Raw genomic sequence first — 23,676 nt, 5'->3', positions numbered from 1 at the left:
TTATTTTTTGCGGGCATAAGCCAGCGAAGCGGCGACAAAGTTAATAAAAAGTGGGTGCGGATTAGCAACTGTTGATTTTAATTCGGGATGAAATTGCGAACCAACAAAAAACGGATGGTTTTTTAACTCAACAATCTCCACCAGGCCATTGTCAGGATTTATGCCGGATGGGGTAAGGCCTGCAGCCTCATATTGCTTAAGGTATTCATTATTAAACTCATAACGGTGGCGATGCCTTTCGGATATGTGGTTTTTTCCATATATCTGGGCAGCTTTGGAACCTTTCTTAATATCACAGGGATAAGCGCCCAAACGCATGGTGCCGCCTTTCAGGGTGATGTTTTTCTGATCTTCCATCATGCCGATAACCGGATGCGGTGTTTCGGGGTTCATTTCGGTGCTGTTGGCATCCTCAAGGCCTAACACGTGGCGGCCAAATTCAACTACAGCACATTGCATACCTAAACAGATCCCAAAGAAAGGGATATTATTTTCGCGCACATGGCGGATAGCCTGGATCTTGCCTTCAAAACCGCGCTCGCCAAATCCCGGGGCAACCAGTACGCCGTGCATGCCTTTTAATTTTTCAACAGCATTTTCGGGCGTAAGCTGCTCCGAAGGGATATATTCAATCCGTACTTTACATTCCTGTTTGGCACCGGCATGGATAAAAGCTTCGGTAATGGATTTGTATGCATCCGGCAGCTCCACATATTTACCAACCAGCGCAATGCGTACATCGGCGGTCGGGTTTTTGAGGCGACCAAGAAATTCTTTCCAGTTTTCGAGGTTTGGCTCGTTTTTGTGCGGAAGTTTTAATTTGGTCAATACGGTTTTGTCAAGCTGTTCTTTCAGCATTAACAGGGGTACATCGTAAATACTTGGCGCATCAATCGACTCAATAACGGCATTGATATTCACGTTACAAAACAGCGCTATCTTTTTGCGGATATCGTTGGTAAGGTGGTGTTCGGTACGGCAAACCAGGATATCGGGCTGGATACCATACTCTAATAACATTTTTACCGAGTGCTGCGTAGGTTTGGTTTTTAATTCGCCTGCTGCTGCAAGGAATGGTACCAGTGTAAGATGGATAACTAAAGAGTTAGCCGATCCAATTTCCCAGCGGAACTGCCTAACAGCCTCAATATATGGTAATGATTCAATATCGCCTACGGTACCGCCAAGCTCGGTAATCACGATATCGTAATCGCCGCTTTCGCCCAATATGCGGAAGTTTCTTTTTATTTCATCGGTGATATGGGGCACTACCTGTACAGTTTTTCCTAAAAAAGCTCCTTCGCGTTCTTTATTAATTACATTTTGATAAATGCGGCCGGTAGTGATGTTATTGGCTTTTGAAGTAGGAGTGTTTAGGAAACGCTCGTAGTGGCCAAGATCAAGATCGGTTTCGGCACCATCTTCGGTAACATAGCATTCGCCGTGCTCATAAGGGTTAAGCGTTCCCGGATCAATATTGATATAAGGATCAAACTTTTGGATGGTTACGCGGTAACCGCGCGATTGAAGGAGTTTGGCTAAAGAAGCAGAGATTATACCTTTTCCTAACGATGAGGTAACACCGCCCGTAACAAAAATATATTTAGTCATGATTTTTTTTGAAAATGACCGGGCTTTTATACCGCGACCAATTGTTTCTGTACGGGATACAAAAGTAAGAAAATTTTCACGCTTCGGCGTATCTGTTTTTAAAAAATGGAACTGTAAATATCTTTTGTTTGTAAGTTGTTTATAAAGAGGTTTTTGTGAAGATGCCTATAAAATGATGTCATTTCGACAACATGAAGGGTAGGCCCGAACGGGGCAAAAGAGAAATCTCTTATACATGTGCTGATGACTTCGTGTTGCATGCGCCTGTTATATAAGTTCTCCCTGTTCCACGGTGGGGATGATTGTTTTAATATCAGCGCCTGTTAAGCACTTTCCTTTTGCCTGCTATACATATCTATTTTACGGTGCAGTTCATTTGGGTTGAAAGGTTTGCTCACATAATCATTCATGCCAACGGTAAAGGCCATATCCTGGATATCAAGCATGGCAGATGCTGTTAATGCGATAATGGGTAGCTTTTTATACTTATCATCAGGCAGCTCGCGTATGGCGCGGGTTGCCTGGTAGCCGTCCATTTCGGGCATTTGCAGATCCATCAAGATCATATCATAGTCATGGGTTTTCACCAGCATAACGGCTATCTCGCCGTTTTCGGCAACATCACATTCAACCTCCCACTGTTTCATGAACTGTTTGGCCAGTATCACATTGATCTGGTTATCTTCGGCAATCAGCAGCCTTGTGCCTTTAAGGCTTTTTAAACGATAAAATTCATCACTATCGGCTGTGCTGCTTAATTGTTTTTTGCTGTTTTTAAAGGTAAGGCTGAAGTTAAATACCGAGCCTTTGCCATATTCGCTTTCAACAGTAATGTCGCTGCCAAGCAGTTGCAACAGGCGCTTGGTAATAGTTAAGCCCAAACCTGTACCGCCGTATTTGCGGGTTGTATCTGAACTGGCCTGGTTAAAGCTTTCAAAAATATGATCAATTTTATCGGGCGTTATACCTATCCCGGTATCGGATATCTCAAAATCAATAGTTGATGAGTCAGTTGTGTTGCTTGCTAACGATGCGGTTACCGTTACTTTTCCTTTATGGGTAAATTTAACAGCATTGCTCATCAGGTTGGTGAGTATCTGGCCCAGGCGCACCGGATCACCAATGATGGCATTGGGCAAATCCTGGTCCATCATCAGTTTTATCTGGATGTTTTTTTCGTTTGCCTTTTGCAGCAGGGCCAGTCGTATATTTCTGATCAGATCGGTGAGACTAAAGTCAACACTTTCAAACTCAACCCCGCCAGCCTCTATCTTGCTGAAATCCAATATGTCATTGATAAGCACCAGCAGGTTTTCGGCCGAAAACTTCAGAAAGTTCAGAAACTCCATTTGCTCGGGTTTGGGGTCCTGGTGGATGAGCAGGTGAGTAAAACCAATAACGGCGTTCATTGGCGTGCGGATCTCATGGCTCATAATGCTCAGGAACTGCGCTTTGGCCATGGCCGCTTTTTCGGCAAGTTCTTTTGAATGGATCAGGGCAACTTCCAATTCTTTAGCTTTAGCTATGCGCTCCTGTAAAAAGCTGATGATATGAATGAGGTCATCGTCTGAGTCGGAGATGTTTAACTCCACATCGGGATTAAGTGCCTTTATTGCTTCTTTAAGCTGAGAGATAGAACGCTGCTTGATTTCATTTTGCAGCCTCAGGTCATCAGTAACGGTCACGTATTCGCGCTCACTCACATTAAAAGCATGATCTGCCAGTTTTATCGACTTTTCAAAATTTTTGAAACTGTTATTTACGGCACCCAAAAACTGCAAAATAGCTTCGTCTTCCAGGTACTGTGCCGGAAGCATCTTCTTTATCTGCTTATCTAATAAGTAATGGTAATCCATAAAATTTAACGTTCGGTAAAGGTTGTGATGGTCATGGTTTGGTTATGCAGTTCACAATTTGACTCCTTATTAAGGGGCGACAATTCTCCGTATGAATAAAAGCCAGCCATAGCGGTTTTATTGCCGAAGATATGTTTGGCTGCCATTAGCTCTTCGTCTGTACGGTCGTTAAGTACCAGTTTTCGGCCCACGCAACTAATCAATATGGCCAGATCGGCATGCTCCGGTCCGGTTACCGCATCGGTAGCGGCGGATGATGAAGCACCGATCAGTTTTTCAAAATTGGCTTTCATCAGGCGTACCTTACTTCCTTCGGGCAAGTTGCCGGCAAAGGTCATTGATTTTTTGTCTTCGTTAACGCTCAATATAGTTCGCACCAGTTTTTTGTCAGAGCCTTCAATGCTTAATGATAAAGGGAACAGCAGAGCCGAACCAGGCAGTTCTTTGGCATACTCACCTAAATATTCTTTGTAAAGATCGAGCGCGTTTTTACCATCTATCTCAAAAAGTACGTTTTTATCCGACCTGGTAATGGTTCGCTGCGGTCCGAATTCTTCCCAGCCTCCGCTTGACCCATGGCTGATATGCAGGCTATCACCATAAAAGCCTATCGCTATCACGTTGCCTTGCGTAGGGATGGCATTAAGACTGGTAAACGTGCTGTTAAACCGCGCTGCATCGCTGGCCAAACCACCCGTTACTGGAACCTTGCCGGGATTGTCGCGGTTAAAGCCGTCAACCAGCTCACTTCCGTTTATAAAAGTGCCGTCGGATATAATGAATACACAGTTTAAGCCTTTTTTATCCAGTTGTGCCATCAGGAAGGCTCCTGTTTCGGCACTGTTAGCCTGTTTGTTTACGTGGGTACACGTGCAGGTAATGGTTGATCTTTCCAGCTCCACGGCCGTTACTGCTATACTATCATCATATACATCGCTACCCATGATCTCGCCGGCTGTAGAGGAAAAAACAACATTAGCATTAGGATAGCTCTTTTTAAGATAATCATAAATTTCGGGATCGGTAATTAACTTCGGTGCACCGAAAGCAAGAACCAACTGGCATTTTTCAGCACTAAATTCAGGACTGGAAAAGTAATTTACCCAGCCCTTGTTTACAAAATGATGCTGCCTTATCTTCATGATGATTTTAGGTTAATAATGTGGTGATGCCACAGATGAAGTTAATAAATTAAGAAGCAAAAATTGCTTGAAATATGAAAGTATTAAACAGTTTATTGTTTACAGAAAATTCATTAATTATAAATATTGGAATTGTGTTTTAATAGTTTAAATTGGCCTTTAATACAGTACGCTTAATCTTATACGGATTAAGAATAACAAGGTTATCAGTACAGGAAGTGTTAATCTATTGGGAGGGTTGAATCAGAAACTATATATCAAACTTCAGTTTCTCCAGGTCTTCAGGCACATCAACTGCGTGGGTTTCCAGCTCGGTTTCGGCCACTTTGATGCGGTAACCATTATCTATCCAGCGAAGCTGCTCAAGGCTTTCTGCTTTTTCAAGCGGGGATACGGGAAGTTTGGTGATCAGTTGCAATACATCGGCACGATAGCCGTAAATGCCTATGTGTTTATAAAAAGTATGAAATTCGAGCCAGTTTTCGGGCTCCTGGCCACGGACATGGGGCAGGGTAGCGCGTGAAAAATAAATGGCTTCAGATAGTTTATTGATCACCACCTTGGGCGAATTGGCATTATGCAGTTCCTGTTCGGTCAGGATCCTTTTTACAAGAGTGGCCAGTTGGGTATCAGGATCGTTAAAACAGGCTGTTAATTTGGTGATCTGCTCAGGGTCAATAAAAGGCTCATCGCCCTGGATATTGATGATCACCTCATATCCGGGGTACAAGCGGGCAACTTCGGCACAACGGTCGGTGCCGCTTTGGTGGTTGGCACCTGTCATTACCGCAACGCCGCCAAAACCGTTTACGTGGTTAAAGATCCGGTCGTCATCGGTAGCCACGATAACTTCGCTCAGGCTCCGGCATTTTTTTGCCTGCTCATATACACGTTGGATCATAGTTTTACCGCCGATATCAACCAATGGTTTACCGGGAAAACGTGATGATGCATAACGGGCTGGGATGATGCCTAAGATTTTCATTTGGTTTTTATTACAATGGTTCTAAACATCTGCAAAGCTAAGTCCTGATCCTGCTTTGACAAATTACTACCCGAAAGTTGGAAGCTCAAAGTTGATGATTTACTTTGATAATAAACACCGGTTATTCCTTTCGAAGGGATTTTGGGCCAAATTGTTTTTATACGGAAGCCATCTTTTGATTCTTCGTTAAAGTTATGAGCTTTTATCTCAGCCGGAATCACTATTGGAATATACAACGTACTGTCTTTAGTAAGCATATCTGCAATATAGTCAGCTTTAGGATATTTGCTTTTTTGCTTAACGGTAGGTGTGTGTATCTTAATTTTGACATCTATATTAGGGCTATCACTATAGGTATGCTCCTCTTCACAGAAATCACATCCACGTTGCCAATCGTTAGCTTTTAAATATTCCTGTTCCGATTGTATCAAATGGTTAGCGTATCCCATCGAACTAAAGTCGAATGACAAAGAGTCGTTCGGCCCGATAATATGACCCACAAATGAATCTATCCCCTGATCCCGTTGATAATGCCAATTGGGGGGCAAAGATAGTTTGAAGCTTTTTAAATCGAGCTCATGCCACGAGTTATCAATAGATGAACTTTTGGCCCGATGCTTACAGGCGAGTAGAATTATAGGCAATAAAGCAAAGAGAAATAGTTTCTTCATGCCCTGTTAAACTTCTAAAACAACCCGTTGATCTCCCGTTCAATCAGGTTTACAATGGTAGCCATATCCTCGGTATTGTTGGCAAAATCCAGGTTATCCTTATCAAGGATCAGCAGTTTGCCCAGCTTATAATTGTTGATCCATTTATCATACTTTTCGTTCAGTTTTGAAAGATAATCTAAACGGATGCCTATTTCGTACTCACGGCCACGGCGCTGGATATTGCTTACCAGGGTAGGTACCGATGCTTTAAGGTAAACCAGCAGATCGGGCGGTTTAATAAACTCGGTTATGTTCTGAAAAATTGATTCGTAGTTTTCATAGTCGCGGGTGGTCATGAGACCCATATCGTGCAGGTTTTCTGCAAAAATATAAGCATCCTCATAAATGGTGCGGTCCTGTATAATATTACGCCCGCTCTTTTGGATATCGATGATCTGGCGGTAACGGCTATTCAGGAAATAGATCTGAAGGTTAAAGCTCCAGCGCTTCATGTCGCTGTAAAAATCCTCTAAATAGGGGTTGTTATCTACTGCTTCATACAAAGGGTCCCATCCGTAATTTTTGGTCAGCATCTCGGTAAGGGTGGTCTTTCCGGCGCCTATATTTCCTACAATAGCTAAGTGCATATATTTTAGTTCATGGGTTATAGTTCATGGTTCATAGCTGATGTTTTTAACGAAGAACACCCGCTGTTTTGAAATGAACTCCGACTAATATACACTATGAACTATGAACTATCAAAACCCGCTATTTAAAATTTCCTGAAGCCGATGATCTCTCTAACTTCCTTTATCGTTCTTGACGCGCTTTCGCGGGCCTTTTCGGCACCCATTTCGGCTACTTTGCGCAGGTAATCGGCGTCGTTGGCAATGGCGTTGATCCTGTCGCGGATAGGGGCCGTTGCCAGTACCATATCTTCGGCAAGTTGTTTCTTTAAATCGCCGTAACGGATAGCCATTTTATTATAAAGCCCGTCAAAGTGGGCGAGGGTATCAGGGGTGGAAACAACCTTCATTAAATCGAACAGGTTTTGGATCTCCTGTGGTTTTTGCTGGTTTTCAACGGTAGGGCCGCTATCGGTTACCGCGCGCATTACTTTTTTGCGGATAGCTTCAGGGGTATCGCCTAAAAATATGGCATTGCCTTCGCCTTCTGATTTACCCATTTTTCCCTTGCCATCTAATCCCGGAATTTTTACCAAACTTTCGCCAAAGCTAAAGGCAAAAGGCTCGGGAAAATAATCATGGTTATATAGCCTGTTGAAACGGTTGCCAAAAGTGCGGGCCATTTCAAGATGCTGCTCCTGATCTTTACCTACAGGCACTTTAGTAGCTTTGTGAATAATAATATCCGCCGCCATTAAAACTGGGTAGGTAAGCAGGCCGGCGTTCACATTTTCGGGATTGGCGCGTACCTTGTCTTTAAATGATGTTGCTCGTTCCAGTTCGCCCAAATAGGCGTTCATGTTCAGGTACAGGTATAATTCGGTAACCTCCGGAACGTCCGATTGTACGTATATGGTAGCTTTTTCCGGGTCGATGCCCGCGGCTAAATATTCTATCAGCACCTGTTTTACGTTGCCATGCAAATTGGCGGGCGTAGGGTGTGTAGTTAACGAGTGGAGGTCGGCAATAAAGAAAAAGCAGTTGTATTCATCCTGCATTTTTATAAAGTTTTGCAACGCCCCGTAATAATTTCCTAAATGTAAGTTTCCGGTCGAACGGATGCCACTAACAACAGTCTCCATAGTGTGGCGAAAGTAAGGAATTTTTCTATTTTTGGTGATGATGAAAATGATATTGAGAAAAGTACATGTATATCTTTATATCCTGAGCGTAGCCATGGGCTACCTCATATTATGGCCTTTTTTTTATTATTTTTCGCGTAAACCCGAACGCTATCATACGCTCAATTCATTCAGAAGGGTCTGGGGATTAGTTAGTTCGGCTTTTGTGGGGATTTTTTACCGTTTTGAATATGAACAACCGATTGACTGGAGCAGGCCTTACATCATTTGCCCTAATCATACCTCAAACCTTGATATTTCGGCTATGTGTATCCTGGTTAAAAGCAATTGCTGTTTTATGGGCAAGCAGGAGCTGGAAGACGGCCTGGTAACCGGTCTGTTTTTCCGTACAGTGGATATTCCTGTTAACCGGGATAGTAAGATGTCGTCGTTCCGGGCGTTTAAAAAAGCATCCGAAAAATTACAGGAGGGCGTTTCTCTCATCATTTTCCCCGAAGGTGGTATTTCAGATCATTACCCCCCGCAGCTTTGCCCGTTTAAAAATGGCCCTTTCAGGCTGGCTATTGAGCTGAAAATACCTGTCATCCCGGTTTCTTCGGCCAATGCCTGGCAAATACTTTGGGATACAGGCACTAAGCATGGCAGCAGACCGGGCCGGTGTAAATTTAAGGTACACAAACCTGTTGAAACCGCCCATCTGAATATTGAGGACGCGGATGCTTTACGGGATGAGGTATTTGAAATTATGAACAATCATTTAAAGTTTGAAGGCGCTGTTTCTACCCTGGCTTAGTCAATTATATGACAGCAGACCGGGAATTTGTAATATATTTGTGCATAAACCCATTGAAACGGCCCATTGAAGCATAGATGATGCCGGCGCTTTGCGTAATGAGGTTCACGCTATAATAAAACAAAAACAACACGCATGACCATTGATAAAGAAACCGTTGAAAAAGTAGCCCACCTGGCCCGCCTTGAACTTACCGAAGCCGAAGTACAGGATAACATGAAGGATATGAGCAAGATCCTTGATTTTATGGCTAAATTGAACGAGGTGGATACCACGGGTGTTGAACCACTGGTTTACATGACCACCGGTGCTAACGTGCTGCGCGAAGACGTGGTGAAACAGCAAATTACCCACGAAGAAGCTTTGGAAAATGCCCCTAAGCATGATGATGATTACTTTTTAGTGGCCAAGGTGATTGAGAAATAAGTTCAAAGTCTTAAGTCCGGAGTCGAAAGTCTTAAGTTTTGATATTGAAAAAAGACTTTCGACTAAAAACTCAAGACTTTCGACTTTAATACTGTAACATTAGGCACCCCAGTGCAGTCCAAACAAAAAATAATTCATGGAGCCAATAAATACTGCCAAGCCGTTAATAACCATAAAAGATATCGGGCGTAAATATGTAATAGGTGCCGAGGTGATCCACGCACTTAAATCTGTTTCGCTTTCTATTAACAAAGGCGAATTTGTGGCTTTAATGGGCCCTTCCGGCTCCGGCAAATCAACCCTCATGAATATTTTGGGCTGTTTGGATACCCCAACCAAAGGGCAGTACATCCTTAACGGAATAGATGTGAGCCACATGACCGATAGCCAGCTTGCCGAAGTACGTAACTCGGAAATTGGTTTCGTGTTCCAGACATTTAACCTGCTGCCCCGTAATACTGCTTTGGATAATGTGGCGCTGCCGCTAATCTACGCCGGCGTTAATAAAGATAAACGTAAGGAACGTGCCGGCAATGCATTAAAAAATGTTGGCCTTGGCCACCGTATGGATCACAAACCAAACGAGCTTTCGGGGGGGCAAAGGCAGCGTGTTGCGGTAGCAAGGGCGCTTATTAATGATCCATCCATTATACTGGCCGATGAGCCAACAGGTAACCTTGATACCAAAACATCCATCGAGATCATGGGCCTTATTGAAGATATCCACGCCAAAGGCAACACCATTATCCTGGTAACGCACGAAGAAGATATTGCCCTGCATGCCCACCGTATAGTGAGGATGCGTGACGGGTTGATAGAGAATGACTACGTTAATACCAATGTTCAAACCGTTGACCGCAGGGTAGAGGAGGTGTAAGGGCCCCGGCCCTGAAAGGGGAGTTATAGCGTTTATTAACTCAATAATCTTCGCCGTGAAACAACTACAAACAGGCAGCTTCTACGGGCAAACCAATCATACAACGCGTTTACAGGGTATCACCATAACTGATACCGAATATACCCTTGATAAGGTAGACTGGCATTACCATGAAAATGCCTACTTCACTTTTATATTGGCCGGTAATGTTATTGAGGGTAATAAAAAGGAAGTTTATCATTGCCCGGCAGGCAGCCTGCTGTTTCATAACTGGCATGATCCGCATTATAACGTCAAGCCCAAAGGTTTTACCCGTGGCTTTCATATTGAATTGCAAAAGTGCTGGTTCGATAACCTGGAATTAAAACAGGATAAACCGGAAGGCAGCTTTGCCATTCAGGACCCGGATGTGAAATTTCTTTTATACCGGATTTTTAAAGAATCAAAGGTTTGTGACGAGCTGACCGCAATGACAGTAGAAATGTTATTGCTGCAAACGCTCAATATGATGCAGGTAAATAATACTGGCACCTCACGGCAAATTCCTGCATGGGTTGGCAAGCTGAAAATGTTGCTGGCCGATGATCCTGCACAGAAGCATACGCTTGCCGGACTTTCCGGGCTATTACAGCTCCACCCGGTCCATTTATCCCGTGATTTTTCGAGATATTTCAATTGTACCATGGGCGAATATATCCGCAAGCTCAGGGTTGAAAAATCGTTCGCTTTATTGGCAGATGGCGGGTTATCCTTAACAGATATCGCCTTTGCCTGCGGATTTGCCGATCAAAGCCATTTTTTGCGTTGCTTTAAACAGTTTGGCGGCAGTAATCCGTCGGCATATCGTAAGTTTTTATTAAGGCCATGTTAATTCTGTTCTATTTTAAAAGTGTTGATAGAAGCAGATTTGTAATATCTAAACAATTAAAATGAAACGTTATTTACTCATAATCTCCATTATACTTACAACCGCCTGTAAAACATTCGCGCAGGCGGGCAATATCATCGAACCTGAACCTATAACCTCCGTTCTTCAAAAAGCCAATATGGGTAAGGTTGTTTTTGAGGCGGATACTATCCCGCTTGAAAAACTGCAACAAAGCGATTTGTTAACAAGCTATGAGGCTAAAACTGCCAATAATTTGTATATGAGGCTTTTGCTGGCCAATTCATTAACCAATTACCAGCATAGCTTACAGCCGTTGTTAAGTGTTGAACAGTTGAACCAGGGAAATTTCCAGTTTGTTTTTTATGTGGATGGCAGGCAGGTTTACCAGGAAAACCTGCATAAAGGGGCCAATTTGCCCATCGTAAAAAACACAAGGACCTCCATTTTTGTCCCGCTCATCAGTAGCCGGGGAGAAGATTCATGGGGGCGCTTTTTATGGGGAAGGTTTATGGCCCATGGCGGGGAAGATGCGCTTACTACAGGTACGCACCAGCTCAAAATTGAAGTAAGGCCTTATATTACTGTCCCTGATTTGAAAATAGGTGAGCTGATAGCACAGGGAGAGATCAGGTTTACCGTACCGGCAATTGATCTAAAAGACGCCGAATTGCAACCCATAAAGCCAGGCAGCGGCTGGCAGGTATCAAAAGAAGATTTTGATAAAAAGAAGATTATGGAGATGAATGCCCTTATTGCCGGCAACAGGTTTAAACAGATCACCAGCGTGGTAGTGATCAGGAACGGCAAGTTGCTTATTGAGGAGTATTTTAACGGCAGCGCGCGCGATTCATTGCACAATCCCCGTTCGGTGGGCAAAACATTTGCTTCGGCTATGACGGGGATAGCAGTTCATGATGGTTATATCAAAAGCATTGATCAAACTTTAAAGGAGTTTTATGACCTTAAGCAGTTCAGTAACTACTCGCCTCAAAAAGAAAATGTAACACTAAAAAGCCTGCTTACCATGAGCTCTGTTTTTGACGCGGATGACAACCAAAGTGATTCGCCGGGGAACGAGGAAAACATGTACCCCACCGATGATTGGGTTAAATTCACGCTCAACCTTAAAACAGACAGCAATAAAAAAGCAGGCAGGCAATGGAATTATTTTACAGCGGGCGTGGTGGTATTGGGCGATATTCTGAACAAATCGGTGCCCGGCGGACTTGATAAATATTCGGCTGAAAATCTGTTCAAGCCATTGGGTATCAGTAATTATCGCTGGCAATACACACCGCAGAATGTACCCAATACCGCGGGCGGTCTGCAAATGCGCTCGCTTGATTTTGCCAAGTTCGGGCAATTGTATAAAAATGGCGGTGTATGGAATGGCAAACAGGTAATTTCGCAAAACTGGGTTAAAGAATCATTTACCAAACACCTTACGTTACCAAAAGATGTAGTAGGTGAGGGCTTTTACGGTTACCTGTTCTGGAACAAAACCTATACGGTAAACAACAAAGCTTACGAGACTTACTACTGCTCAGGCAATGGCGGCAATAAGATCTTTGTTTTTACCAATGAGCCGCTGGTGGTTATTATAACCGCCGAGGCCTACAACAAACCTTACGCGCATCCGCAGGTTGATAAAATGATGAAGGATTATATTTTACCGGCGGTATTAAAATGATTGCTGTAGAGGCGCATAATTGCGTCTCTGAACATATCGGTAGGGATAGATGACGGGAGACGCTATTATGCGTTTCTACAAACAACAGCAATTATTTTATCTGTTGCTGCTAATTTACTATCCACATTTAAGTTGTATACTTAATCACACGTAGTGCATAATCTTGAAACAAACTCTGCCAGGTGCAAGGCTTTTTCTGCAGATATGGCGTGGGTATTACCGATAATTAGGGTGTGCTCAACAATTTCTATTACAAAATCATCCAGCCTGATATCCATTACCACGTTGCGGAAATTACGATCGGTACCGGTAATTGCTTTTTGTCGGTCACTTACCAGCATATAAAAAGTATCACTAAAAGCCTTGTCTTCGGCAAAATCAAGCTCAACCGGGTGGATCAGTTCAATGATCTTGTCAACAAATGTTTCGCGCCTGATGAGTACCCGGCCAAAATCATGCTTTAAATAAGCCAGTGCCCAGGTTTGATATGGTGTATAGGTCACGGTCTTACCGTGATGATGCCCGATATGTTTTGACTGGCATTCGGTAAACAGCATATAGCTGTCGTTATTTTTATTTTTTATAGCGTATGATTCCTTTACACTAATGTCGAGATAGTCTTTGAAAATACTAAACTGCTCTAAATGAAAATCAATATGCCCGGTTTGTTCAATCCTGAATCTGTTTTTCAGGCTGGCCAGGATATCACCAAACTGGTCGGTTGCCGGGGGATACAAACCGGCGTTTTCAATAGCGGATTCCAAATGTTAAAGTTTAGTGTTGTATAATGCTCATACAATAATAACTTTTTTGCTTTGAAATTCAAAAATACAGCCGTTAATAATGATAAGGCTTCATTTTACCGCACGAACAAGCGCAATTAGCATCAGTAATCCCTAATTTCTTCAGGAAAAACTGGTAAAAGCCAATCCTGTCGTTCATATTATACATGTTTTCGCCCTTATTGCATTCTACCTCGCCGTTCACAATATTAATGGTCATACCAAAACCAGGTGTGCGGCCTTCGGCTTTATCTTCTGCATTGGGTTGCCATTTGCCGGTCATCACATCATGCGCCGATGGTTTGTGGGTTTGGGGCGTCATCCAGAAATAAATGGCGGTTTTAAACGCGATTACAGGGTCGGTTTCAACCATCTCGGGATTTTGGAGCAATATTTTATCATCGCCTAAAATACAATCCGAAGCATAGCCGTAATTGCCGTTATAGCTCAATTGCATCGGTCCGCGGCCATAGTATTTTTTACCGGCCACAGGTGGGTATTCATCATTTTCGGCAATGTATGGCAAGCTGGTATTGCTTTCATGGATCAGCATGAGGCCATCGGTATACGTAGCATTTACGCCATGACGGGTTTCGTGCGCGATGTGCGCAAAAAAAGCGGCGAGTTCCTTTTTATTTACATCGGCACTGTATTCGGTGCAGAAATTGCCATAATCAATGGTGTAGGTGCTATCTGGTTTGGCTTTGGCCCATTCTTCGTTCCAATCAACATCCTGGCGCACAACCGCCTTTTTGCCTGTTTTTTTATCAGTACGTATCAACTGGTAAACGGATGTTGCCCGGCGGGTTACTTTTATACTGATCATGCCAAGTTCATCAGCTGCTTTTATAAAGGCAGCATAAGTATAAAATTTATCACGTTGCGGAAAAAGATCATTAAATTGTTTTTCGCTTAATAAACTGGCCATGCTTACTTTAGGAGAGGCCGGTTTATCTGCCACTGCCTTGTTACTGTCGCTGCCACTGCTACTTTTACTGTCGCCGCCGCAGCTAAAGCCGGTTGAAAGCAGGATGATAAGCGATAAAGAGAGCAGCTTGGATGATAATATGATCGGTTTCATGAGTTTAACGCTATTATGTTTGATGATATCACGGATGCAAGTTTAAGCTAACATTTTAAAAATTACACTTCATTGGCAAAAAATATGCTAAAGTGTTATGAAATACAAAATTTAAGATGATAGATTTGAAATAACACCAATCATGAAAAAAAGATTTGTTGGGCTGGGTTTTAATTGCCTGATAATCAGGATTAGCTTTTTGCAGCCCGATTGTTGGGGGCTTATTTGTTAAATTAAGTATGAAAATATATACTAAAACGGGCGATAAAGGGTTTACCTCATTAATTGGCGGTACGCGTGTGCCCAAGCACCATATCCGTATTGAAAGCTATGGCACGGTTGATGAGCTTAACTCGTACATTGGGCTTATTGGTGATCAGGATATTGATGCACATGATAAGGAGGTGTTGAAGCAGATACAGGACAGGTTATTTACAATCGGCTCCTCACTGGCAGCCGACCCGGAGCGGTCACGGATGATTATTCCGGACCTGCACATGAGTGATGTGGAAATGCTGGAAGCAGAAATGGATACCATGAATGAAAGCCTGCCCGCGCTTAAACATTTTATTTTACCGGGTGGCAGTAATGTGATTTCATTTTGCCATATTGCAAGATGTGTTTGCCGCCGTGCCGAGAGGATAACCGTTCAGCTTGCCGAAGAAAGTACAGTTGATGAAAAAGTGAATATTTATCTGAACAGATTGAGTGATTACCTGTTCACTTTGGCCCGCAAAATTGCTAATGCTGATAAAATAGCTGAAAATCAGTGGATACCACGGGTTTAAAAAATTGAAAAAAAATATTGATATTCAATTTGAAAATGTTATACTTTTGCGAAAAAGTAAATTTTACTGATAATTATAATATAAATAAAAACGATGTATTGGACACTTGAACTGGCATCGCACCTTGAAGATGCACCATGGCCCGCAACCAAAGATGAATTAATTGATTATGCTATCCGTTCAGGCGCTCCTGTTGAGGTTATCGAAAACCTTCAGGCACTTGAAGACGATGGCGAACCGTACGAAAACATAGAAGAGATCTGGCCGGATTATCCGACTAAAGACGACTTCTTCTTTAATGAAGATGAGTACTAAACACGATAATGAAACCCTTAGCAATGAGGGTTTTTTATTAACCGCTAATTTTGGAATGGTTTTGGTATAGGTAATTACACATTTACTTAACTAAAAACATAACAAAATGAGAGGCTTATTGTACATTATCGCTGTTATCCTGGTTATAGGATGGCTGTTTGGAGCATTTATACACCCATTTGGAGGTGGTTTGATTCACATATTATTAGTAATAGCTATCATAGCTGTACTTTTAGGTGTAATCAGACGGGCATAACAAATTTAACCTTGTATTGCAAATCGAAAAAGCCGCAGACGTTATAGCTGTGGCTTTTTGCTTAAAAGCAGTTCGGCAATGGCGATATCTTCGGGGAAGGTGATCTTGATGTTGCTATGATCGCCTTCGGTAAGTTTTATTTCGGCACCATATTGCTCAACAACGCTGGCATCATCGGTAAACCTGGTATCAAATGGTTGTTCATAAGCTTTTCTTAATAGCGAGGCCCTGAAGGTTTGCGGGGTTTGCACCAGGTAAATCTCATCCCTGACCAGGCTTACCGACCACCCTTCTTTTACCTGGCGTATCGAATCGCGGCTTTTAACGGCCACTACGGCCGTGCCATGCTTAGCGGCGCATTGGTAAGCTTCATCAATAATATAGGGTGCAGTAAGCGGCCGTACGGCATCCTGTACGGCAACCAAGGCTTCCTGGTCGGTAATCAGGTTAAGCCCGTTTTTAACCGAATGAAAACGGGTTTCTCCGCCCGTAACCAACTGATGGGAAATGGTAAATGAATATTCCTGAATCAATTGCTGCCAGTAAGTATGGTAAGTTGCTGGTAAAACCAGTATAATGGCTGGTTTCGCCTCCGATTGCTCAAAGGCTTCAATAGTATGCATTAAAACGGGCTTGCCGTTAAGCAGTAAAAATTGTTTAGGTACCGCCGATTGCATCCGGCTGCCCGAACCCCCAGCTACTATGATAACGTAGTTTTTGTTTTGAGATGTGAGATGTGAGATATGAGATGTGAGATTGGACGTTGTCATAATTTAAGTTAACTAATATCTAACAAAATTGCCTGCAAAAAAATCAGATCTGAAAACAAATAGAATGTCTCAAATCTCACATCTAATGTCTCAGATCTAATAAACTACAAAAAAATGAGATATGAAACCATGGTCTCATATCTCAAATCTCATATCTCACATCTAAGAAAATTAGATGATCAGCATAGCATCACCATAGCTGTAAAAACGATATTTTTCTTTTACGGCAATTTCGTATGCATTCATTACGTGTTCGTAACCGCCAAATGCCGAAATCATCATCAATAGTGTTGACTCAGGAGTATGGAAGTTGGTGATCATTGAGTTGGCAATGCTGAAATCATACGGCGGGAAGATGAACTTGCTGGTCCAGTCGTTAGCAGCTTTCAGGGTTTTGTTTGCCGATACAGCCGATTCAATGGCACGCATTGAAGTTGTGCCCACTGCACAGATCCGTGCTTTGCGTTCAATGCCGCGGTTTACAATATCAGCTTGTTTTTGCTCAATGATAAATTGCTCCGAATCCATTTTGTGTTTGGTTAAATCCTCAACCTCAACGGGGCGGAAGGTACCCAAACCAACGTGCAAAGTAACTTCTGCAAAGTCAACGCCTTTTAATTCAAGGCGTTTCATAAGCTCGCGGCTAAAATGTAACCCGGCTGTAGGAGCTGCAACAGCACCTTCGTGTTTAGCGAAAATGGTTTGGTAACGCTCTTTATCTTCGGCGGTAGCTTTGCGTTTAATGTATTTAGGCAGCGGTGTTTCACCTAAAATTTCAACGTTGCGACGGAATTCTTCGTCGGTACCGTCAAACAAAAAGCGGATGGTACGGCCGCGTGAAGTGGTGTTGTCAACAACTTCTGCAATCAGCAAATCGTCATCGCCAAAATATAATTTATTACCTACGCGTATTTTACGGGCCGGATCAACCAGTACATCCCATAAACGCAATTCTTTATTCAACTCGCGCAGCAAAAATACTTCGATAGTAGCACCGGTTTTTTCTTTGTTGCCATATAAACGGGCAGGGAAAACTTTAGTATTATTAAGGATCATTACATCCTTATCATCAAAATAATCCAGCACGTCTTTAAATATTTTATGCTCAATTTTGCCCGAATCTTTGTGTAAAACCATTAAACGTGATTCATCGCGGGTGGCAGAGGGTGTATGGGCGATAAGGGATTCAGGTAAGTTGAATTTAAATTGAGATAATTTCATGCTTGTTTTTATGAATTTTCAAGGGCGCAAATGTACGAATTTTTTTGTTAATTTAACAGATTTTTTTAAGAAGCAGTTTAATTACACTACCGTTATATTAATTGCAAAATACTGTAACTTAAATCATGTACTGTTGTCTAAAAAAAATATGAGCAGGCGGTTTAACGTATCAGCAATAAAAGCGCCCGTTATTTTATTACCTCCACGCGCTAACCATGCAATAAGGATTGATTAACAAGTAAGATCAAAATAAGTTATATGCTTTTTTTAAAACTTTTAAGGGAAAGTTTTTTGTTTGCCGGCGATGCCCTGCGGCAGAACAAAACACGTACGTTGCTGTCATTACTTGGGGTAACCATTGGTATATTTACTATCATAGCTGTACAATCGGCAGTTGATACCCTGCGTAATAACCTGCAAAACAGTGTTAATAAGCTGGGTAATAACAGTATATATGTGCAAAAGTGGCCATGGGTAGGCGGGAGCGATTTCCCCTGGTGGAAATACCTGCAAAGGCCTGAATCTGACCTTCGCGATTTTAACGAGCTTTCGCGCCGTATCACAACTGCCGAGGCATTATCATACGAAATAAATATTGATAACCGCACCATAAAGTATAAAAGCAACACGGTTGAAGGCGCCCAGGTGGATGCTGCATCGCAGGATCATGACAAAACCTGGAACTTTGACCTTGAGAGCGGTCGTTACTTTACCGAAATGGAATCAAAAACCGGGGCGCCTATAACCGATATCGGTTATGATATAGCCCAGGCCCTTTTCCCCGATGGCGATGCCATAGGTAAGCAGATCAAGGTGATGGGGCGGTATGTGACCATTGTAGGCGTGTTTTCAAAACAGGGTAAGGATATGCTGGGGATCTCCACAGATAAGGAGGTGCTGCTGCCCCTTAACTTTGCCCGCAATTTAATTGACATCCAGAGTTCAAAATATGGCCCTTCAATTATTGTGCGCGGTAAAAAAGGAATCCCGACCGATGATGTTGAAAGCGAGATAAAAGGGCTTATGCGTTCGATCAGGAGGTTAAGGCCCGGCGCTGATGATAATTTTTCGTTAAACCGTACAACCATGATCACCCAACAACTCGACGATCTTTTTAAAGTGGTTAACATTGCCGGTGCTATCATTGGCGGGTTCTCGATTTTGGTTGGTGGTTTTGGTATCGCCAATATCATGTTCGTATCGGTAAAGGAACGCACCAATATCATAGGGATACAAAAATCATTAGGGGCTAAAAACTATTTCATATTATTGCAGTTTTTAATTGAATCGGTTTTGCTTTGTTTCGTGGGCGGGATCATCGGGTTGTTTTTTGTATATCTGGCCACGTTTGCCGTAAAGGCCACTTTAGATGTACAGGTAATACTTGATGCCGCTAATGTTACACGGGGCTTAAGCTATTCAATTATCATAGGGGTAATAGCTGGCATTATTCCCGCGTATTCAGCCTCGAGGCTGGACCCGGTAGAAGCTATCCGCACAAACTAATTGTAATATGAAAATAATTAAAGGATTTTGTTTTTTAGCGGCTTTAGCTGTTGCCGCTGCATGTAATCAGCCTGCCAAACAACAGGATACTGCTAAAACAGATACAACTGCTATTAAACCTGCCGAAGCCCAGGTTGCGGATACAGGTAACACCAGTGATGTTTTTAAGGCTTATATCGCTTTAAAAGACGAGTTCATTAAATCGGACCCCGCTGGCATAAAAACAGCCGCCACAGCTTTGGAAGGTAAGCTTTCGGGTATAAAAGGTTGCAGCGAAACAGCTGCTGTAGCACACCAGATAAGCAACGCAGCAGATATTAAAGCCCAGCGGGAGGCGTTTTTGGTATTAAGTAAAGATGTCATCGCTTTGGTAAAAGGTGCGAAATTTAAGTCGGCGCCAATTTATGTTGATTTTTGCCCGATGGCCGATGGGGGAAAAGGGGGCTACTGGCTTTCATCTACCAAACCTATTGTAAATCCGTATTTCCCTGAGCATATGAAAGAGTGCGGAACGGTGAAAGAGCAGATTAACTAAAAAACTGAACCCTGATTTTCATGATTCAGGGATTTCATGATATTTTAAAAGCGATGGGGATACCTGTCGCTTTTTTGTTGTGAACCATGTTTTTCATGATTGAAGGATTTTATGATATTTCAAGCGATTTGCATACTGATCGCTTCGCTGCCCGTAGACTTCGTGTGCGGACGATTTATGTATGTAGTTTGCAACCACACACATAGGCTATTGTGACATGATCTCGTTAGTGTGTAGGGCTGGAGTTACAAACTCCAGGCATAGCTAATTCGAAGTCAGAGACTTCGAATAGCGGGGCAGAGACTTTTCAAACAGCAGGTGATTTCGATGTTCAAAATCCAAAAATAATAAATCCGAAGTCGAAAATCCGAAATCCCAAATCAAACTCACGCTGATTGTTTGATATGTTTTGCTAATTTGCTGTACAGTACTTCCGGGACAAAAGGTTTAGTCAGATAATCACACATACCCGCTTCCAGCGCTTGTTGGTAGGTTTCGGGCATGGCGTCGGCCGTGAGGGCTATGATAGGCAAATCGGGCTGTGTTTGTTTAATGATGGCCGTTGCTTCAAAGCCGTTCATAACGGGCATCTGCAGGTCCATAATAATAAGGTCATAGGAATTTTGGTTAACCAGGTCGACAGCTATTTGCCCATTTGATGCTTCTTGAACCTGGGCATTCCAGCGCCTCAAAAATTTACCGGCTATCATCAGGTTCATTTTGTTGTCGTCAACAAGTAAAATATTCATGCCCTGTAAGTTGTTGTCTGGAGTATTAGCCGTAACAATAACCTGTTTCAGGGCGGCGGCTTCGGGGGCGAGAGTGAAATTTATAGCAAAACTAAATGTGGTACCCTTACCCAGTTCGCTTGATACAGCAATTGAACCTTTATGCAGCTCAACCAGCCGTTTGGTGATAGCGAGGCCTAAGCCGGTGCCTCCATAGTTATTGTCAATCACCTGTTGGTCCTGCATAAAAGGATCAAAAACAATGTTGAAGCTTCCGGGCGAAATGCCTATGCCTGTATCGGTAACCGCAAATTTAATATTAACGGTGTTTGGGGTTATCACATCCTTATCCAACCGGATAATAACCTTACCTGTATGTGTAAATTTAATGGCATTGCTGATCAGGTTATTAAGTACCTGGCTCAGCCGCATGGCATCGCCCATTAAATCTCCGGGAATAGTATCATCTGTTATCAATTGAAGCGTTAGTTCTTTTTCGGCGGCCTTTGGCTCAAAAGATTGCTTTATTTTATGAATTAGCTGGTGAATGTTGAACCTTGAGTTATTTAGTTCCAGTTTGCCGGCCTCAATCTTATTATAATCTAAAATGTCATTGATGATGGCCAGCAGATTTTCGCCCGAAAACTTGAGCGTATTGAGGTATTCCATCTGTTCGGGCCTTGGGTTTTCGTCAAGCAGCAGGTTGGTTGTGCCAATAACCGCGTTCATCGGCGTACGGATCTCATGGCTCATGATGGATAAAAATTCCGACTTGAACTTAGACGACTTTTCGGCCATTTCCTTAGCCCAGATCAGGTCTTGCCGCGCTTTCTCCTGGTCTGTTATATCTTCGCCAAGTGCTGTAGTCTCTTTAAAAACGCCGTTCTCATCATAAAATACTGTGTTTTGCCAGCTTATGATCCGTTGCTCGCCGTTACGGCAAATAATGGGGTTTATGTAATGCGGCAAAAAACTGTCATTTATAAACCAGCTCCTTAAAAAATCTTTCAGGTCATCGGGAATAAAATTGTCCATCCAATTCATGCCGATGATCTCGGTCTGGGTATATCCTACCAGGTTTGCCAGGTATTTATTGCAAAAGGTAACAATACCGCTGCCATTAACTGTTATGGCTACCATGTTAACGGTTTCTAACACCCGCCGGTATTTGCTTTCGACGCTTCTGAAATCAAGCTCGGCCTGTTTGCGTTTTGTAATATCCTGCAGGGTGCCTATAATTTTACGTACACTGCCATCTTCATTATACAGGCGTTTGCCGGCTATAATGGCCAGGTGCTTGATGATGCCCCCCGGAGTTATAATGCGGTATTCATAGGATGAATCCATGTTGCTTAACCTGTTACGCAGTAAGCTCCTGACAATAAACCTGTCGTTAGGATGTACATACTTAAGCAGCAACTTTATAAAACAGCGCTGGCACGATGACGTACCTTGATCAAGCTCATAAATGCTGTTCAACTCTTCCGACCAGGAAAGGCGACGCGACGCTACATCATATTTCCAGTTGCCTATTTTAGCAATGGCCTGGGCTTCCATCAGTTCAAGCTGGCTTAGTTTAACCGCTTTATCGGCAAGGCGGGCGTCGGTAATATCCTGGATAATACCAAATGTGCGCGTAGCTGTGTCTGACAGTAATTTCTTTTCGCCTCGTTGGATCCTGATATATTTTAAGTTGCCAGCCGGTGTGATAAATTTATGCTCGAGTTGGTTTTGTGTTGTTGTACGGATGGACGCAAGGTATTCAAAAACGTTCTCCCTGTCGTCGGGATGTACCAGGCTCATGTAATATTGAAAGCGGTTCATGCCGGCTGGAATATCTTCAATTTCGAGCAGGTTATTGAGGTTGGCCGACCAAAACGTTTCCTTACTCTCATGGTCATACCACCAGTTGCCTATTTTAGCAATGTTTTGAGCTTCCAGTAACAGGTCTTCGTTTTCTTTAAGGGCCCGTTCATATTTCTTTTGTTCGGTTATATCCACTACCGAAGCCGAAATCCGGCCGGTATAACCTGTTGTTTTATCAAATACGGGAGTAAAGTTAGCTGTAAAGGAATGCCCGCTGTCATAATCAGATAAAAACTCTATTGATATGGGTTTGCGGTTTTCTATCACGTAGTTTAAGGCCCTGTCATACTTTTCGGCTTTTTGCGGGCCTACTACCTTGTCGAGTGTTTTGCCAATCGCTATCCGCGGATCAACTATACGCTCGGTCATTTCATTAAACCATACGTTAATACAGGTTTTGCTTTCATCAAATTCAAAAATGATGTCATTTAGCGAGTTGATAAGCGCGTTGAGATGATTGCGGCTTTCACGCAGCTTGGCATCATTAGTCATAAGGCTTTGATTAAGCTTCATCACATTATCAACAGCATTTTTTAGCTGGTATTGATAAGCCATTACCACTAAAAATGAAACATAGGCTATTACAGTGAAAACCAAAATAAGTACTATCAGCACCGCGGGTGAAATGGCAAGCCTGGGCGCGGTAAAATAGGCGGTTATAATAGCCGCAAGGTTAGCTTCGCAGATAATTATGAATTCCCTGCTTTTTTTGCAAAAAAGGGTTAAGGCAATAAAAATGGTTATTGCGCTAAACAGGTACACATGTTCAAACCCGTTTTTGCCAAGTAAAATGCAGTTGTTTATGACCAGGAAAGACAAAACGGTAGCAAAGATCCCCGCTTTATAAAAAAGCTTATTGTTAATGAAAGAAAAAAATAGCGTGATAGCACAAAAAAAACAGTTTATAGCCCTTAGCCAAAAAGGATCGTAAGAATTGTTGAAGCAAAGATAATGTAACGAGGGACTTGCAATAAATAAGCCTATGAGTAAAAGGCGGTAAACGGTAGCTTCGTTTTGGATCATTACCAATGAGTTACCTTTTAACGACATGGTTTGCAGTAATTTTTTAATCAATTATTAACGTCTATAAACACAAATACAGGTTGTAAAATAATAAATTTGGCCGAAAATTTTTACA

At 42.6% G+C, this 23,676-nt stretch carries 22 protein-coding genes; 10 read left to right on the top strand and 12 right to left on the bottom strand.

Annotated elements, in window-relative coordinates:
• From MusilaSJ_RS07240 to trpS, 7 genes are all read right to left on the bottom strand, one after another.
• Positions 1-1,611 (bottom strand): CTP synthase, encoded by a 1,611-nt coding sequence (locus tag MusilaSJ_RS07240; protein ID WP_274989349.1) that lies wholly within the window; start codon positions 1,609-1,611, stop codon positions 1-3.
• Positions 1,612-1,934: 323 nt separating this feature from the next.
• The gene (locus MusilaSJ_RS07235) at positions 1,935-3,467 is read right to left on the bottom strand and encodes an ATP-binding protein (protein ID WP_274989348.1); all 1,533 of its coding nucleotides are present in this window, start codon (positions 3,465-3,467) and stop codon (positions 1,935-1,937) included.
• A gap of 5 nt (positions 3,468-3,472) precedes the next feature.
• Complete coding sequence (locus MusilaSJ_RS07230; protein ID WP_274989347.1) at positions 3,473-4,609, bottom strand: FIST signal transduction protein; 1,137 nt, start codon at positions 4,607-4,609, stop codon at positions 3,473-3,475.
• A 250-nt stretch (positions 4,610-4,859) separates the two neighbouring features.
• Entirely contained in the window at positions 4,860-5,594 is a 735-nt protein-coding gene (gene kdsB, locus MusilaSJ_RS07225) for a 3-deoxy-manno-octulosonate cytidylyltransferase (protein ID WP_274989346.1), read from the bottom strand.
• Entirely contained in the window at positions 5,591-6,265 is a 675-nt protein-coding gene (locus MusilaSJ_RS07220; RefSeq protein ID WP_274989345.1) for a hypothetical protein, read from the bottom strand. The genes kdsB and MusilaSJ_RS07220 overlap by 4 nt, the downstream gene beginning before the upstream one ends.
• A gap of 14 nt (positions 6,266-6,279) precedes the next feature.
• On the bottom strand, positions 6,280-6,894 hold the full coding sequence (locus MusilaSJ_RS07215) for a deoxynucleoside kinase (protein WP_091171513.1): 615 nt from the start codon (positions 6,892-6,894) through the stop codon (positions 6,280-6,282).
• 125 nt (positions 6,895-7,019) lie between these two features.
• Positions 7,020-8,015 (bottom strand): tryptophan--tRNA ligase, encoded by a 996-nt coding sequence (gene trpS / locus MusilaSJ_RS07210; protein WP_090524478.1) that lies wholly within the window; start codon positions 8,013-8,015, stop codon positions 7,020-7,022.
• A gap of 37 nt (positions 8,016-8,052) precedes the next feature.
• On the opposite strand from trpS, the gene MusilaSJ_RS07205 reads away from it, so the two are divergent.
• The 5 genes from MusilaSJ_RS07205 to MusilaSJ_RS07185 all read left to right on the top strand — a co-directional run bounded on the left by MusilaSJ_RS07205 (position 8,053) and on the right by MusilaSJ_RS07185 (position 12,690).
• Positions 8,053-8,808, top strand: coding sequence for a lysophospholipid acyltransferase family protein (locus tag MusilaSJ_RS07205; protein WP_274989344.1), 756 nt, complete (start codon positions 8,053-8,055; stop codon positions 8,806-8,808).
• A gap of 135 nt (positions 8,809-8,943) precedes the next feature.
• Complete coding sequence (gatC, locus tag MusilaSJ_RS07200) at positions 8,944-9,234, top strand: Asp-tRNA(Asn)/Glu-tRNA(Gln) amidotransferase subunit GatC (RefSeq protein ID WP_274989343.1); 291 nt, start codon at positions 8,944-8,946, stop codon at positions 9,232-9,234.
• A 136-nt stretch (positions 9,235-9,370) separates the two neighbouring features.
• Positions 9,371-10,111, top strand: coding sequence for an ABC transporter ATP-binding protein (locus MusilaSJ_RS07195; protein ID WP_274989342.1), 741 nt, complete (start codon positions 9,371-9,373; stop codon positions 10,109-10,111).
• 55 nt (positions 10,112-10,166) lie between these two features.
• Entirely contained in the window at positions 10,167-10,982 is an 816-nt protein-coding gene (locus tag MusilaSJ_RS07190; protein ID WP_274989341.1) for a helix-turn-helix domain-containing protein, read from the top strand.
• Between the two features lie 58 nt (positions 10,983-11,040).
• The gene (locus MusilaSJ_RS07185) at positions 11,041-12,690 is read left to right on the top strand and encodes a serine hydrolase domain-containing protein (RefSeq protein WP_274989340.1); all 1,650 of its coding nucleotides are present in this window, start codon (positions 11,041-11,043) and stop codon (positions 12,688-12,690) included.
• Positions 12,691-12,830: 140 nt separating this feature from the next.
• On the opposite strand, the gene MusilaSJ_RS07180 is transcribed toward MusilaSJ_RS07185, so the two are convergent.
• Together MusilaSJ_RS07180 and MusilaSJ_RS07175 are read right to left on the bottom strand one after the other, a co-directional pair.
• The gene (locus MusilaSJ_RS07180; RefSeq protein ID WP_274989339.1) at positions 12,831-13,454 is read right to left on the bottom strand and encodes a hypothetical protein; all 624 of its coding nucleotides are present in this window, start codon (positions 13,452-13,454) and stop codon (positions 12,831-12,833) included.
• 73 nt (positions 13,455-13,527) lie between these two features.
• Positions 13,528-14,553 carry a chitinase gene (locus MusilaSJ_RS07175; protein ID WP_274989338.1) on the bottom strand — a complete coding sequence of 342 codons (1,026 nt, stop codon included), beginning with the start codon at positions 14,551-14,553 and terminating at the stop codon, positions 13,528-13,530.
• A gap of 239 nt (positions 14,554-14,792) precedes the next feature.
• Between MusilaSJ_RS07175 and MusilaSJ_RS07170 the strand changes: the two genes are divergently transcribed.
• The 3 genes from MusilaSJ_RS07170 (at position 14,793) to MusilaSJ_RS07160 (ending at position 15,912) form a co-directional block, all read left to right on the top strand.
• On the top strand, positions 14,793-15,341 hold the full coding sequence (locus tag MusilaSJ_RS07170; protein ID WP_274989337.1) for a cob(I)yrinic acid a,c-diamide adenosyltransferase: 549 nt from the start codon (positions 14,793-14,795) through the stop codon (positions 15,339-15,341).
• 93 nt (positions 15,342-15,434) lie between these two features.
• A complete protein-coding gene (locus tag MusilaSJ_RS07165; RefSeq protein WP_002996718.1) occupies positions 15,435-15,656 on the top strand; it encodes a DUF2795 domain-containing protein in 222 nt (73 codons plus the stop codon).
• Positions 15,657-15,762: 106 nt separating this feature from the next.
• On the top strand, positions 15,763-15,912 hold the full coding sequence (locus MusilaSJ_RS07160; protein WP_110585189.1) for a lmo0937 family membrane protein: 150 nt from the start codon (positions 15,763-15,765) through the stop codon (positions 15,910-15,912).
• A gap of 41 nt (positions 15,913-15,953) precedes the next feature.
• Here MusilaSJ_RS07160 and MusilaSJ_RS07155 read toward each other — a convergent pair whose 3' ends face one another.
• Positions 15,954-16,682, bottom strand: a complete 729-nt coding sequence (locus MusilaSJ_RS07155) for a 2-C-methyl-D-erythritol 4-phosphate cytidylyltransferase (RefSeq protein ID WP_274989336.1) — start codon at positions 16,680-16,682, stop codon at positions 15,954-15,956.
• A gap of 171 nt (positions 16,683-16,853) precedes the next feature.
• Complete coding sequence (queA, locus tag MusilaSJ_RS07150) at positions 16,854-17,903, bottom strand: tRNA preQ1(34) S-adenosylmethionine ribosyltransferase-isomerase QueA (RefSeq protein WP_090524496.1); 1,050 nt, start codon at positions 17,901-17,903, stop codon at positions 16,854-16,856.
• 258 nt (positions 17,904-18,161) lie between these two features.
• On the opposite strand from queA, the gene MusilaSJ_RS07145 reads away from it, so the two are divergent.
• Positions 18,162-19,409, top strand: coding sequence for an ABC transporter permease (locus MusilaSJ_RS07145; protein WP_274989335.1), 1,248 nt, complete (start codon positions 18,162-18,164; stop codon positions 19,407-19,409).
• Positions 19,410-19,416: 7 nt separating this feature from the next.
• Positions 19,417-19,944, top strand: coding sequence for a DUF3347 domain-containing protein (locus MusilaSJ_RS07140; protein WP_274989334.1), 528 nt, complete (start codon positions 19,417-19,419; stop codon positions 19,942-19,944).
• A 386-nt stretch (positions 19,945-20,330) separates the two neighbouring features.
• Here the strand turns inward: MusilaSJ_RS07140 and MusilaSJ_RS07135 are convergent, their stop codons facing one another.
• Positions 20,331-23,612: a PAS domain-containing hybrid sensor histidine kinase/response regulator gene (locus MusilaSJ_RS07135; RefSeq protein ID WP_274989333.1), complete on the bottom strand. Its 3,282-nt coding sequence runs from the start codon at positions 23,610-23,612 to the stop codon at positions 20,331-20,333.
• Positions 23,613-23,676: the final 64 nt, after the last annotated feature.

The organism is Mucilaginibacter sp. SJ (assembly GCF_028993635.1).
GTDB lineage: Bacteria > Bacteroidota > Bacteroidia > Sphingobacteriales > Sphingobacteriaceae > Mucilaginibacter.
The sequence above is the reverse complement of the archived record's forward strand: the minus strand, read 5'-3'. Positions and strand labels throughout refer to the sequence as shown.